Source organism: Enterobacter sichuanensis (assembly GCF_002939185.1).
Lineage (GTDB): Bacteria > Pseudomonadota > Gammaproteobacteria > Enterobacterales > Enterobacteriaceae > Enterobacter > Enterobacter sichuanensis.
The window spans coordinates 1-13,479 of record NZ_POVL01000077.1 but is presented as its reverse complement, the minus strand read 5'-3'; the positions used below and the strand labels follow the sequence as shown (position 1 = coordinate 13,479).

The 13,479-nt window shown below is 50.9% G+C and carries 18 protein-coding genes and 1 pseudogene; 11 read left to right on the top strand and 8 right to left on the bottom strand.

Translation table 11 applies throughout. The features are described 5' to 3' along the window. Nucleotides 1–50: 50 nt before the first annotated feature. Nucleotides 51–266 (bottom strand): annotated as a pseudogene (locus C5687_RS22240) (hypothetical protein); the annotation flags it as partial. Nucleotides 267–455: 189 nt separating this feature from the next. Between C5687_RS22240 and silR the strand changes: the two are divergent. The 4 genes from silR (at nt 456) to copM (ending at nt 3,784) form a co-directional block, all read left to right on the top strand. Then, a complete protein-coding gene (gene silR / locus C5687_RS22235; RefSeq protein WP_001572351.1) occupies nt 456–1,136 on the top strand; it encodes a copper/silver response regulator transcription factor SilR in 681 nt (226 codons plus the stop codon). After that, the gene (gene silS / locus C5687_RS22230) at nt 1,129–2,604 is read left to right on the top strand and encodes a copper/silver sensor histidine kinase SilS (protein ID WP_003032875.1); all 1,476 of its coding nucleotides are present in this window, start codon (nt 1,129–1,131) and stop codon (nt 2,602–2,604) included. Before silR ends, silS begins: the two co-directional genes overlap by 8 nt. Before the next feature lie 250 nt (nt 2,605–2,854). Beyond that, nucleotides 2,855–3,286, top strand: a complete 432-nt coding sequence (gene silE, locus C5687_RS22225) for a silver-binding protein SilE (protein ID WP_004187113.1) — start codon at nt 2,855–2,857, stop codon at nt 3,284–3,286. Nucleotides 3,287–3,433: 147 nt separating this feature from the next. Then, entirely contained in the window at nt 3,434–3,784 is a 351-nt protein-coding gene (gene copM, locus C5687_RS22220) for a CopM family metallochaperone (RefSeq protein ID WP_004187110.1), read from the top strand. Nucleotides 3,785–3,969: 185 nt separating this feature from the next. Here copM and C5687_RS22215 read toward each other — a convergent pair whose 3' ends face one another. The 5 genes from C5687_RS22215 to vapB all read right to left on the bottom strand — a co-directional run bounded on the left by C5687_RS22215 (nt 3,970) and on the right by vapB (nt 8,708). Next, complete coding sequence (locus tag C5687_RS22215; protein WP_032411229.1) at nt 3,970–4,878, bottom strand: HNH endonuclease; 909 nt, start codon at nt 4,876–4,878, stop codon at nt 3,970–3,972. Between the two features lie 543 nt (nt 4,879–5,421). Then, nucleotides 5,422–6,444: a helicase UvrD gene (locus C5687_RS22210; protein ID WP_000361404.1), complete on the bottom strand. Its 1,023-nt coding sequence runs from the start codon at nt 6,442–6,444 to the stop codon at nt 5,422–5,424. Then, a complete protein-coding gene (locus tag C5687_RS22205) occupies nt 6,429–7,991 on the bottom strand; it encodes an ATP-dependent nuclease (RefSeq protein WP_004206609.1) in 1,563 nt (520 codons plus the stop codon). Before C5687_RS22205 ends, C5687_RS22210 begins: the two co-directional genes overlap by 16 nt. Nucleotides 7,992–8,064: 73 nt before the next feature. Further along, the gene (locus tag C5687_RS22200; protein WP_001044770.1) at nt 8,065–8,481 is read right to left on the bottom strand and encodes a type II toxin-antitoxin system VapC family toxin; all 417 of its coding nucleotides are present in this window, start codon (nt 8,479–8,481) and stop codon (nt 8,065–8,067) included. Next, nucleotides 8,478–8,708, bottom strand: coding sequence for a type II toxin-antitoxin system VapB family antitoxin (gene vapB / locus C5687_RS22195; protein ID WP_001261282.1), 231 nt, complete (start codon nt 8,706–8,708; stop codon nt 8,478–8,480). Before vapB ends, C5687_RS22200 begins: the two co-directional genes overlap by 4 nt. Between vapB and C5687_RS24830 the strand changes: the two genes are divergently transcribed. From C5687_RS24830 to C5687_RS22160, 7 genes are all read left to right on the top strand, one after another. Beyond that, nucleotides 8,665–9,126, top strand: a complete 462-nt coding sequence (locus C5687_RS24830; RefSeq protein ID WP_075210108.1) for a hypothetical protein — start codon at nt 8,665–8,667, stop codon at nt 9,124–9,126. The two genes, vapB and C5687_RS24830, sit on opposite strands and share 44 nt — an antisense overlap. Nucleotides 9,127–9,295: 169 nt before the next feature. Then, complete coding sequence (gene ccdA, locus C5687_RS22180; RefSeq protein WP_006788213.1) at nt 9,296–9,514, top strand: type II toxin-antitoxin system antitoxin CcdA; 219 nt, start codon at nt 9,296–9,298, stop codon at nt 9,512–9,514. A gap of 1 nt (nt 9,515) precedes the next feature. Then, entirely contained in the window at nt 9,516–9,821 is a 306-nt protein-coding gene (ccdB, locus tag C5687_RS22175; RefSeq protein ID WP_009309918.1) for a type II toxin-antitoxin system toxin CcdB, read from the top strand. A 228-nt stretch (nt 9,822–10,049) separates the two neighbouring features. Next, nucleotides 10,050–10,190, top strand: a complete 141-nt coding sequence (locus tag C5687_RS24925) for a hypothetical protein (protein ID WP_162898808.1) — start codon at nt 10,050–10,052, stop codon at nt 10,188–10,190. Nucleotides 10,191–10,239: 49 nt separating this feature from the next. Then, the gene (locus C5687_RS22170; RefSeq protein ID WP_009309920.1) at nt 10,240–10,575 is read left to right on the top strand and encodes a hypothetical protein; all 336 of its coding nucleotides are present in this window, start codon (nt 10,240–10,242) and stop codon (nt 10,573–10,575) included. A 33-nt stretch (nt 10,576–10,608) separates the two neighbouring features. Then, entirely contained in the window at nt 10,609–11,625 is a 1,017-nt protein-coding gene (locus C5687_RS22165; protein WP_009309921.1) for a hypothetical protein, read from the top strand. A gap of 197 nt (nt 11,626–11,822) precedes the next feature. Then, nucleotides 11,823–12,602 carry a site-specific integrase gene (locus C5687_RS22160; protein WP_023287113.1) on the top strand — a complete coding sequence of 260 codons (780 nt, stop codon included), beginning with the start codon at nt 11,823–11,825 and terminating at the stop codon, nt 12,600–12,602. A 57-nt stretch (nt 12,603–12,659) separates the two neighbouring features. On the opposite strand, the gene C5687_RS22155 is transcribed toward C5687_RS22160, so the two are convergent. Both C5687_RS22155 and C5687_RS24820 read right to left on the bottom strand, forming a co-directional pair. Continuing rightward, a complete protein-coding gene (locus C5687_RS22155) occupies nt 12,660–12,917 on the bottom strand; it encodes a hypothetical protein (protein WP_009310077.1) in 258 nt (85 codons plus the stop codon). 128 nt (nt 12,918–13,045) lie between these two features. Further along, nucleotides 13,046–13,159 carry a hypothetical protein gene (locus tag C5687_RS24820; RefSeq protein ID WP_014343462.1) on the bottom strand — a complete coding sequence of 38 codons (114 nt, stop codon included), beginning with the start codon at nt 13,157–13,159 and terminating at the stop codon, nt 13,046–13,048. Nucleotides 13,160–13,479 lie beyond the last annotated feature (320 nt).

The following is a 13,479-nucleotide window of genomic DNA, read 5'->3' as shown; positions in this document are numbered from 1 at the left end:
ATCTGATCCTTCAACTCAGCAAAAGTTCGATTTATTCAACAAAGCCTATTCAGGGCTTCACCGATCAGCCTGCTGACCTGGGGATCGACAAAAAAGTTTCGCCAGCCCGTATCCTGATAGCTGTTTACCGCAGGCGTCAGACTGTTTTTAGACAATGAAAACTGCTGGGGAACCGGAGCTGGCGGACGCTGATATTCAGGTGCCAGAGAAACACAACCAGCCAGGATGAATATGGTACTGATGCTGAGTAATTTTAATTTGAACATAACGCTTCTCGTACAGGCAGACCTGGTAAATGGTTCAAACGAAGTCCAGAGTATTGATAGGGATACTTTACCGAACGCTCTCTGTTTGCCGGGTGACAGGATAATGACAATGTTGTCATTTTTGCTGTAATCCGTTGATAACGATCGTGGGCGCAATAAAATGACATTAGCAGCCAGCCGGGGAGCATGATGAAAATATTAATCGTTGAAGACGAAATTAAAACAGGTGAATATCTCAGCAAGGGGCTGACAGAGGCGGGGTTCGTCGTGGATCACGCTGATAATGGTCTGACCGGATATCATCTTGCCATGACAGCCGAGTATGATTTAGTCATCCTGGATATCATGCTGCCTGATGTAAACGGCTGGGATATCATCCGTATGCTGCGCAGTGCCGGAAAGGGGATGCCGGTATTACTGCTGACGGCCCTTGGCACGATTGAACACAGGGTCAAAGGACTTGAGCTGGGTGCGGACGATTATCTGGTGAAGCCCTTTGCGTTTGCTGAACTGCTCGCCCGGGTAAGAACCCTCCTCAGGCGGGGAAACACGATGATCACGGAAAGCCAGCTTAAAGTGGCTGACCTCTCGGTTGATCTCGTATCCAGAAAAGTCAGCCGCGCCGGGAACCGCATTGTGCTCACCAGTAAAGAGTTCAGCTTGCTGGAATTCTTCATTCGCCATCAGGGAGAAGTTCTTCCCCGCTCCCTGATTGCCTCTCAGGTCTGGGACATGAATTTTGACAGCGACACTAACGCGATTGATGTCGCAGTAAAGCGACTCCGCGCTAAAATAGACAACGATTACGGGACAAAACTGATCCAGACAGTGCGGGGCGTGGGCTACATGCTGGAGATCCCGGATGCATAGCAAACCGTCCAGACGACCTTTCTCACTCGCTCTGCGGCTGACCTTTTTTATCAGCCTGTCCACAATACTGGCGTTTATCGCCTTCACCTGGTTTATGCTGCATTCTGTTGAAAAGCATTTTGCCGAGCAGGATGTCAGCGATCTGCAACAAATCAGCACCACACTGAGCCGTATACTCCAGTCCCCGGCAGATCCGGATGAAAAAAAAGTAAGCAAAATAAAGGAATCAATTGCCAGCTACCGCAACGTTGCCCTTTTGCTCCTCAATCCCAGGGGTGAAGTGCTCTTTAGCTCAGCTCAGGGGGCGGCACTACGCCCGGCAGTGAATTCAGCAGATTTTAGCGAGCACAGCCGCGCACGGGATGTCTTTCTCTGGACGGTGGAGGATCCTGCGGGACCGATGGATACCGGGTCCGAAATGAAGATGGAAACATACAGGATTATCGCCTCCTCTGGTCAGGCGATATTTCAGGGCAAACAGCAGAACTATGTCATGCTGACTGGCCTATCCATTAATTTCCATCTCCATTACCTCGATGCGCTGAAAAAGAACCTGATTGCGATTGCCGTCGTGATAAGCCTGTTGATTGTTCTGATCATTCGAATCGCTGTCCGTCAGGGGCACCTGCCCCTTCGTAATGTCAGCAATGCCATTAAAAACATCACCTCCGAGAATCTTGATGCGCGACTGGAACCGACACGCGTTCCCATTGAGCTGGAGCAACTGGTTATCTCGTTCAATCATATGATTGGAAAGATTGAGGATGTCTTTACCCGCCAGGCCAATTTCTCTGCCGATATCGCGCATGAGATCAGAACGCCCATCACCAATCTGGTGACGCAGACTGAAATCGCACTGAGTCAGGATCGAACACAGAGGGAACTTGAGGATGTCCTCTATTCCAGTCTTGAAGAGTATAACCGGATGACCAAAATGGTCAGCGATATGCTGTTCCTGGCACAGGCGGACAATAATCAGCTGATACCTGACAGGGTCATGTTTGACCTCAGAGCGGAAGTCATGAAAGTCTTCGAGTTTTTCGAAGCCTGGGCCGAAGAACGCAATATCACGCTCAAATTTAACGGGATGCCCTGCCTGGTTGAGGGAGATCCACAAATGTTCAGAAGGGCGATCAATAATCTATTATCCAATGCCCTGCGTTATACCCCGGAGGGACAGGCAATCACCGTCTCAATAAGAGAGCAGGAGAGCTTTTTTGACCTTGTGATTGAAAATCCGGGGAAACCGATCCCTGAAGAACATTTATCAAGGCTGTTTGACCGTTTTTATCGGGTGGATCCATCCAGACAACGCAAAGGAGAAGGCAGCGGCATCGGCCTTGCGATTGTGAAGTCAATCGTGGAAGCACATCACGGAAGAGTGCAGGTGGAATCAGACGTACGCTCCACGCGTTTTATCTTATCCGTGCCCAGACTGGAGAAAATGATCCCGGAAACCCAATGCTGAAAATAAAGATGTAAATGACAAAGATGTCATTAGCCTGTCATGCAGCAAACAGAAGCCATTCGATATAATTAGTGCAACTTATCAGGAAGGCTGGATTGCTTCATCAATACCCGGCGTCAGAGTACGCCAGGAAATGAATATCCAGCCCTCTTCCGGAGAAATAAACGCTGCCGAACTTGTTTCAGTTATGGAACTGAAAACACCGGTTGTACTTCCCCGGACATCACTAATTCAGAAATGGAGAGTTATCATGAAAAATATCGTATTAGCATCTTTGCTGGGCTTTGGTTTAATTTCATCGGCCTGGGCCACTGAAACCGTGAATATCCATGATCGCGTCAACAATGCACAGGCTCCTGCTCACCAGATGCAGTCTGCTGCGGCTCCTGTCGGGATCCAGGGGACTGCTCCTCGTATGACCGGTATGGACCAGCATGAACAGGCCATTATTGCCCATGAAACCATGACGAACGGGTCGGCGGATGCGCACCAGAAAATGGTGGAAAGTCATCAGAGGATGATGGGAAGTCAGACCGTTTCCCCTACCGGGCCGTCAAAGTCATTCGCGGCAATGAATGAGCATGAAAGAGCTGCAGTTGCCCATGAATTTATGAATAACGGTCAGTCCGGCCCACATCAGGCCATGGCCGAAGCGCATCGTCGTATGCTCAATGCAGGCTGACGGCGATGGTAGTATCTTTGCAGTCCTGATTTCCTTGATAGATTTTTCCGTAACCGGATATATTGCAACATCTTTGCCCCCTACAGGGGGCATTTTTATCAGATTCTGCTACAGTTAACGGGTATCAACGCTAAAAGGATATTTTTTATGAAAGCCAGAAACACTTTATTTGCAGTATTAATGTTATCCCTGCCAGCGATTTCAGCAGAACATTCAGAAATGAAAATGACTGATATGTCTACCTCAGCTTCGTCACAGGAATATATGGCTGGCATGAAAGACATGCATGACAAAATGATGACTGCTGTAAATGAATCCGATCCCGACAAGGCTTTTGCGAAAGGCATGGTAGCACACCATGAAGGGGCAATAGCAATGGCTGAGACTGAGCTAAAATACGGAAAAGATCCCGAAATGAGAAAGCTCGCGCAGGACATCATTAAAGCTCAAAAAGGTGAAATTGAGCAGATGAATAAATGGCTTGATACTCAAAAGTAAAATTTGCAGAAATGTCACGATAAGCGTGGTTTTACATCATTCCTGGACACAGGAGTCTGTTAATCGTTAAATAATTCAAACCCGATTAATTTCGGGTTTTGTATTTTTACGCGCCAAATCGGTAACTGCCAGGAAATAATGACATTCTCTGTAAGTAAGGTAAAAGCATTACTATTGAATAACATTCACCTGTTCTGTCCTTTATAATAGCGAATCAAATCCTCCAGAGATATATCGATAGCTACCTGTTTTAACAACTCCTTTCTCTCATTATATATTTTCTCAAGCATTTCTTCATATCCCTGTCCGAGGTGAATTTGCTTATGGCAATTGCAACACAGCGATATTATATTTTCTTCGACGTCAAGCGAAGTGTTAAAGTCATCCTGCCTGGACATAGGTACAATGTGATGAGGTTCAGTATAATTCAGGGGAGAGTTACGCCTTCTGAAGGTTGGGTGTTCGCCATCGACTTCACATCTGTAACCTGCTTTGTTCAGTGCATTTTTTGAAACCCCTTTACTTCTTGGGTACGAGACGCCATTTTTTACTTCTGTTGCATGTTTCTTTGGTTTAGCTTCCCCTGTATATTCAAATGTCTGCGCGACATCAAATGTATTATTCGCCTCCATGGCGTTGATCAACTCATCGTCTGAGTAATACTCATTGGTGGTTATTTCTTTCGACCCAAAAAAATCCAGTTCTTTAATTGCCTGAACAAGTTCATCACGAATAGTCCATAAGTATCTTTTTGGTTTTTCACCGGTTTCTTTACTCTTCATGACTGTAATGAATTTTGTGCCGGGTGCTATATTGCCGATCCCTTTAACTTCAAATCTGCCAAGCTCTTTTTGAACTCTACCACCGAGTCCGTTAATAACGCCATTAGCACTCATACTGTGCTGTTCGTACTTTTTGCCTATATCGAAACATGTGCAGGAATGATTTGGTTCAATATACCATTTTTTTAACGCCTCAATACTTTTAGAGTCAAAAACCTTTTCATTCATTAACAGAGCTTTCCATTCTTCCACACTGATATCAATGTCGCAGACGTACTCCCCGTCAATTACCTGGCAAATCTTATTGATCACGATCATCCCCCTGTAATAAAAAATCATCACAATACACAGTTCGTTACCCGGTATGAGTGCGGCCGGGTAACATCTGCAGTATGCCATATTCACAGCTCAGGTAAATCAGAAAAACTATTTTTACAGTACCACAAATGAAATTGTTTCATAAATGACAGGATCTCAGCATCCATAACCAACCATTCCATGTTTTCAGCCTGCCCCAGATATAGTGGACAGATAATTCTGCTCATTATCCGCGACGATGAAACAGTCTCCGGTCAACAAAACCGTACAATACTTTCAATGATCTGCACTTTTAACTGCACAAGCGACATACCATTCAGAACTTAAAAAGTTAACAATGTTTTCATACTGGCGTGTATGCCACATTATTAGCATTTTGCGAATAAAAATAACTGGCATAATTGTATTTAATGATAATGTTACATATTGTTAGCCAGGTTCCGGAAAGCGAGAACCGGAACCGCACCTGTCCAGCCGGTATTCCCGTCGATGACCCTCGCTTTTTACTGATTTGTGCCCGACTGAGAAGTCGGTAACTCAGTTTCGGAATCGGCGCAGATGAGTTTCGGGAACAAAATAAATGTTGCCGCGCGCCCGTGAGCATGCCACGTACAGTCTGTTACGGGACGACGGTGGAAGGGTTGCCAGTTCCTGACGGGTCAGAAGCTTCCAGTGGGAGGATCCCATCACAATGCAGACATCCTGAAAGTGATCGAGCCCTTTACTGGCGCCCCAGTTCATGGAATAGCAGCCGTAACGGTGATGTTCACGATAGAAGAGCTTAATCACCGTATTATCGGCGTGCAGGGTGGCTGAGCGCTCTGTATCTGCGATCGTTTCAATCAGGGAGGCATGTATCCCATGGGCAGCGATACGGATGTTCAGTTGCCCGGTGATAAACTCGCACACTGAAGCTGAGCAACGCCATGTCCGGTTGAGCGTGTCCCGGTCAACCGCGAAACCTGCTGCGTCGAAGCGGGCCTCATATCGCGTGATGTCGTCGTGCAGCGTTGAATTAACGTTGCCGTCATGGCTTGTATCAAAGGTATGCTGATAAAAATCGCCGCAACAGAGCACAGTGATTTCCGCGCGGCAGAGCTCCAGCAGAAAATTAAAGTCATGTCCGGCAAAGTCCTGGACTTCATCGACAAGCAGTTCATCATAGTAACGGGCAAGCCGGATACGGATATCCGGCAGCAACCCCCGGGCTGTCAGTAAATGTGCGAGCCTCCGGTGATACAGCCGTCCGGCGGGATCCTGATAATGCCGGGCATTCGTGCGCGGTATTCTGGGTGGGGGCTGGTCGAAGCTCAGGCCACGCGATGCCAGCTGCTCCTGCAGGAAAGGCCGGAAGCAAAAACCGTGCAGAAACTCAAACCAGGTCATCACCCTGATCCCTTCCGGGATAAAGCCAAAACGTCTGATAATCTGTGCCCGCAGATGCGCTTCATTATTCACGGTGAAGGTCAGGAGCAGCGTCCTCCTGTCCTCACTCAACCGTCGTATCAGCAGCGTGGTCTTGCCCGAGCCGGCAACCGCAAATATCACTCTCTTATCCATGCCAGTGCCTCCTGAATATAATCAGGTACGGTCAGCTCTCCGGCGTGCAGCTGTAACAGCCGGAATGCTGCTTCTGCCTTATTGGCCAGCATGTATTCCTGCACCGTGAGTGTCCGGCGGGGTCCGCGGAAAAGCGTATCACACAGATCAGCGTTATCCTGATACAGGCTGATTTCAAATGTGGATCGGGTGTTATCGCGATCAGCAAATACCCGGGAGCGGGAACAAATCACGTCAGCATAGCGTTCATCGCAGTTTTGCTGATAGTTGCCGTCATTATCACGAAGGGCCGCGACGCGATTTTCCAGAAGACGGGCCAGTTCAAGATAACGACGGAAACTCGTTCCGCCGATAGCGATGATGTGAACTCCGTCTTCCTCCGGTGCCCTGCCATACAGGCGGCGATAAAAGGCCTCGATCAGAATAAACTCAGCATCCCCCTCCACGAGCAGCACACGTCTGGCCAGCGCAAATTCCAGTACGTTATTATCCGGTGCTTTCATGAAGAAGGCGGCAGTCTCAGCGGAAAGTTCATTCATCAGTACCGGCCGGGCAGACCCGAGGAGGATTGCCTTACGCAGATCGAGGCGGGAGGAGATATGGCTGCTGTGTGTGGCAATAAACACCTGCGTCTGCCGTTCAGTGGCAAGCTGATTAACCAGCCTCTTCATACTGACATGGCTGAGATGATTTTCCGGCTCCTCAAGCAACAGTACGTGGAGCTCTCCCTGCTGCTGATGCCGCTGCAGCGCAAACTCCGTTTTGATGAAGCACTGCCTTCCTTTTCCACGGTGACGAATGGAAATACCGTCCTCGGTAATGTCTAGATTCGCCTCAAGCCCTGATTTAGCACCGGAACGCACGCCAAACTGATACGTTTCCAGCGTGTCGTTTATGGCTGACAGATGCCGGGTGCAGAAGTGCATTTTCTGTTGCCGGTAACTGTTTTCAAGCCGGTACCGATCGGCCACCGGCACATTGACGCTGTAAACTGTGCGCGTATATTCCTGTGCGGCGTGCTCGTTATCGATGCGTGCACTGTCTAAGAGCAGATGGCGCAGATAGCGTCTGAAGCTGGCGAAATGACCACCGGAGAAGGTGCTGAACCGCACGGAATAGTATTCATAGGGAAAATTATCGGGATCCTGCTGTAGTACATTGTGAATATCCTGGCCGTATTCCTCCGTCATTGGTGCAATACGCATTCTGAGACCATCCGCATTGATACCCGCCAGATTTTGCCTGCCGTTCAGGTCAGGATCTCCCCCATTACTCAGGAAAACGTCAGCTGTCAGCACGGGTAACTGATCGGCGCGGCGCTCACCTTCCTGAAACTGCCTTACTGCTGACTGGGACAGGAGCGATTCCACACCCAATGCCTCGACCCGGTGCCGGCTGTCACTCAGCACAAGGTCAAGGGCCAGCAGAATCGTGCTTTTCCCGGACTCATTGTCCCCGACCAGAATGTTACGGTCATGAGTGAAGCGCAGGTCCAGTTCCGGAAACTTTTTAAAGTTTTGCAGCATAAGCCGCGTGATCAGAGGCATCTTTTATTCCTTTATATACCGCTGACTGAAAGAGTGTCCGGCTGCGCCAGACCGCCTGTTTTGTTTTACAGCGTTATCTTACCCAGTCTTCCAGCACAAGACCCGGTACCCGCTCAAATTCCCGCGTATTATTCGTCACCAGCACGGCACCGGCGGCGATGGCGTGCCCGGCAATGGCCGTGTCGTTCGGGCCGATCGGCGTCCCGGCCATTCGCAGCGCCACCTTAATCTCCGTGGTGGCGTCCACCGCAGCGCGATCCCAGGGCAGGATGGCATCGAGGCGGGCGCAGAACGCGTCGACCAGCTCGACGTGGCGCGGGGAGGCCTTCGGGCCGGTGGCCCCGAAGCGCATTTCAGAATAAGTGATGGCCGAGACAACGATGCGCTGGCCGCGCAGCACCGCCTGCTCCAGGCGCTTCAGGACGGCTTCCGGCTGCTCGCGCATGATGAACGAGCAGATACAGGTGTCGAGCATATAGGTCTTGTTCACAGGTTAAATCGTCCTTCGTCGCTGACAACGTCCTCGCGCTCCGCCATAAAGTCCGGGTCTGCCTTCTCGAACTGCGCGAACGAGCCCCAGGTCGGCCGGACGGGACGCAAAATAATGCTGTCCCCTTCCCGGACGATCTCCAGCTCGCTCACTCCCTCAAAATCCAGATCGCGGGGCAGACGAATGGCGCGGTTATTGCCGTTTTTAAAAATGGATACAGTTCTCATCATTTCCTCCTGGCCGACCGGCCTGTATGACTATGTTCAGTATATGCAGATGCAAAGCATATGTATAGTCATAGCATATGCAGATGGTAAGTATATGCGTATGCCACACCTATGCAGATGCCCGGCATATGGATATGTTGAACCTATGTTGTATTCTCTCTTTTCCCGGTCAGATCCGAAAAAAGCTAGTTCCGGATCTGCTTCAGCCCCGCCGGGGCGCAGCGGCCCGGAAACACAATATCTAGCGGTGTTCTCAGCTGGTTGTAACGCTATATGTTGTGTCCCTCCCCTGCCCCGCGACCGCCTGCTCACCACCGGAAAACGCCGCTTTACTTATTCCCTGACCGTGGTAAACTTCCGGAAACTTCATAAAGTGCGAAAAGTCGGATCCAACCGGAACGGCCGTCCGGTAATTTAACGGCGTGGCTGTATGGCTGCTTGTTATCTCTCTGGTGATTATTGTGTATGTGAATTTCACGGTGTGAAATGAATGGCGACATAACAGTATGTTTCTGTCTGGCGTGTGTCAGCTGCATCATTAAGCTATACTGATATACATATCATTAGTATGTATTCCGGAGTGCATCATGAAGCAGCGCATCACCGTCACCATAGACAGCGACAGTTATCAGTTACTGAAATCCGCGGACGTCAATATCTCCGGCCTGGTGAACAGGGCCATGCAGAATGAGGCCCGTCGTCTGCGTGCCGAACGCTGGCAGGCCGAAAATCAGGAAGGGATGGCCGAGGTTGCCCGCTTTATTGAGATGAACGGTTCATTCGCCGACGAAAACAGGGACTGGTGAGATGCAGTTTAAGGTTTATGCCTATAAAAGAGAGAGCCGCTATCGTCTGTTCGTGGATGTGCAGAGTGACATCATCGATACCCCCGGGCGACGGATGGTGGTCCCGCTGGCCAGCGCCCGGCTGCTGTCGGATAAGGTCTCCCGTGAACTCTATCCGGTGGTGCACATCGGGGACGACAGCTACCGCCTGATGACCACGGACATGGCCAGCGTCACGGCCTCCGTCACCGGGGAGGAAGTGGCCGATCTCAGCCACCGGGAAAATGACATCAAAAATGCGATAAACCTGATGTTCTGGGGAATTTGACAGCCTCCCCGCCCTGAAAGACAGGGAGGATGTCAAAACGAAGCTTTTAGGCGAGGTATGGGTAAACCAACATTTAGATCATTTAACGATGTGGTCCGGGAGCTTGAGGATGTATATGGCCACCAGGAGCTGTGGCTTTACTCTGGCCTTAATGAGGACTGCCCCGTCGAGACAGCCCGGCGGCGTCAGGAATGGCGATCTCCCAAAATTCTCAAACGAAACGGCAGAATGGTGGCAGAACAATCAGGCCAGCCTGAGTTCTGGGTGCTCACCGGAGACTACCATCTGTCGCAGTCTGAACACAGCGGTCCGCCGTGGAAAGCCTGCCTCATCGATAAGGTCTTTAAACTGTATTGTTCACTGTTCTGATGATGGCTTCACAAGGCTTACAGGCGGAATTTTCAGTTAAGGAAGGATTATGTGTGATTTATGCAGGGCGGATGAGAATTACTTCCATACGGCAGAATGCGTGTATGACCAGCTGGTCAGTGAATACCCCGTGATGTGGCTGCGGGACTCGACCCGGATCGGGGCCTGCTACACCCTTCGTGAACTGCTGTCGCCGGAAGGGATGGTGCTGGCCATACAGAACTCTCTCCCGATGAAGGGGTGGCGGCTTCGCATGCTTTACAACGAAGCCATTGACGAAGAAATTAACCCACTGCACGGGGACTGTATTGAACTGCCCTCCAGAGCGGATGCCCTGCAGGCTTTCGTGGGGTCAGGGGACACTCCCCTATCCGATAACTGCTGACAGCACCGGGGTATAACCCTCCAGGGAAAAAACATGACCGACTTCGTGACCCGGACTGTTATGGACAAAACAATGTGGCTCGTGACATTGCCGAAGATCATTACAAATAACAGTACCCGCCAGGAGGAAAATCTGGTCGTCATTCTGAGCAGGGAGCAATCGTGGGGGGCAACTTCTGACCATTTTCCCGACGGATTGTACCGGGTCTCCTGCATAATGACACTGTACCTGGCCGATACCGAACAGACGAAGACTCAGACTTTCACTGCAATCTACTGGCCTCAACAGAAGGCCCTGCATCTGTTTACAGATGAGTTCAGACTGGAACGCCGCCTGCAGGGACACGGCCTGGGTAGCTGGATCACGCAGCAGTTTGTGCTCTGGGCCAGAGGCCTTCCGCCAGAAACCAGGGTTTTGCCGATTGAAATTTCCCAGGTTGATGAAAAAAACGAAGAAAACAAGATCCGGAGGGACAGACTGTGGCACGCAATGGGTTTCCGGTTCCCGGCCGGGGAAACCAGCTCAATGCCGCTGCGGGCAGACGAACTACAGTTGCCGCGGGGCAGGTATTCAACGCTCCGGGTGGAGCCCCTGGTATCCGCGGTACGCCGGCTGGAAGACTGTTATCGCGGGCTGCAGGAAAAAATCGTGCAGCTCGAAGGCAAAAAACGGTCGCAAAAACAGTTAATTACTTCACTTAAGAATCGTCCATTTTATCATCTGTTGCACAGGAAAGGGGGCCAGCTCCCGGACGAGAAATGTGACGCCCTGCCACTGCGGGCAGAAAAACTGTCTCTGCCGCAGAGCGGGGATTCAGACCTGGAGGTGGCGCAACGGGCAACCGGGGTCATCCGGCTGGCTACCCTGTGTGCTCAGTCGCAGAAAAGAATCCTGGAGCTGGAAAGGGAGCTTGCCTCGCAAAGTGAGGAGCTCGTTGACCTGCAGGCACATCCCTTTTTTAACCTGCGGGATAAATACCGCGGCCAGATCCTGTTCTGGGGATGGGGGATGGGTTTTCTGTGCTTTATCTACTGGATGTTGGTGTCATGAATGTTCCCGTTCCATAGCCACCCACTGAAGAGGAGTGAAACCTGTGCCCGAAAATATCGTGTCTACCGTCATTGACGGGGTAGTTTTGTTTGCGACTTCGTCTGTTTTCTGGCTGGCCGTCGCTGGCTGGTTAGTCATCCTGACTCCGGTAATATTACGAATAAAATTCTCGGCAAAGAAAAAAGTTAAAAGAAATTATGAATAACCTGGTTCCAGTTGGATCTCCGGCATCTCCCGGAACATTGCTCCCGGTGGCCATCGATTACCCTGCCGCCCTCGCCCTGCGCCAGATGGCGCTCGTGCAGGATGAACTGCCGAAATACCTGCTGGCGCCGGAAGTCAGCGCCCTGCTCCATTACGTGCCGGATCTTCACCGCAAGATGCTGCTGGCGACGCTGTGGAACACCGGCGCGCGCATTAATGAAGCGCTCGCGCTGACCCGGGGGGATTTTTCGCTGGCGCCGCCGTATCCGTTCGTGCAGCTGGCCACGCTCAAGCAGCGTACCGAGAAAGCGACCAGGACGGCAGGTCGTGCCCCCGCAGGCAGTCAGATCCATCGTCTGGTTCCCCTTTCCGATCACCACTATGTCAGCCAGCTGCAGATGATGGTGGCCACCCTGAAAATTCCGCTGGAAAGACGAAACAAGCGCACCGGCAGAATGGAGAAGGCACGTATCTGGGAGATCACAGACCGTACCGTGCGCACCTGGCTTAGCGAAGCGGTGGAGGCCGCAGCGGCCGACGGGGTGACGTTCTCAGTACCGGTTACCCCCCATACGTTCCGTCACTCCTACGCGATGCATATGCTGTACGCCGGCATACCACTGAAGGTTTTGCAGAGCCTGATGGGCCACAAATCGATCAGTTCCACGGAGGTCTATACGAAGGTGTTTGCGCTCGATGTCGCGGCACGGCACCGGGTGCAGTTTCAGATGCCCGAAGCGGATGCGGTAGCCATGCTGAAAGGGAATATTTAAGTGCTTAGGAGAATGATGCTGGCAAACGTCCTGCTCGCCGGTGAGGTCTGTCAGACGTTATCTGGACCAGCTGACGGGAATATCTGCTCTGTATTCCTCATACTGCTCATAGATCGCATGCTGAAGCATCGTAATACGTTCTGACAATCTGTTGGCGTCTGACATATGCCGCCATTCCCCCTCAATAGTGGTTTTCTGTCCATCCGGGAGATTGAGCGTGATCAATACCTTTGTATCACGAATAATCACCCCACCAGTGAAAGAATTAAGGCCACTCCTTACGGTATTATCTATCTGTATATCTTGAAGTTTCATCTTGTTACCTCCTGTTGTCCGGATCCCAAGCATAGATATCTGAATTCAAATTGCCTAGTGAAATGCCTGGATATGCCGCATTTTTCCCCTTATACAGCGAAGCTGGCCAAAGGCCAGCCCGCATGGATTTATCGCTTTTGCCAGTAGATCAGCATGGCAAGGAACAGGATTGTTGCCCCCTGAGAAGCGGGAGAAGCGGTCAGGAAAGTTTCTAGCAATGACATTATCGTAAAACTCCGCATTATTAATTTCAGGTGTGTGACTCAGGGGCCTTAGTCCCCCTTTTACAGGAAGTAGTGTTCTGTCACGACGGGAGCCAGGGTTAATAAAAACGATTCGAGTATGTCTGCAGGGACGATAGAAATCTTCGTGGGGGTTGTCTCGCAGTAGTGGGTACCTGAGAGCGTCTCGGGGGATTAGTATCTTCCGGCCACGGATGTGTTCGAGCCAGCAGTGCTCGCCGCAGCCGAGCGACAGGGCGAAGCCCCGAGTGAGCGAGGAAGCACCAGGGAACAGAACTCAGTATATTCTGCTGACGCTCAATGCCTGAAAAATCACCTCC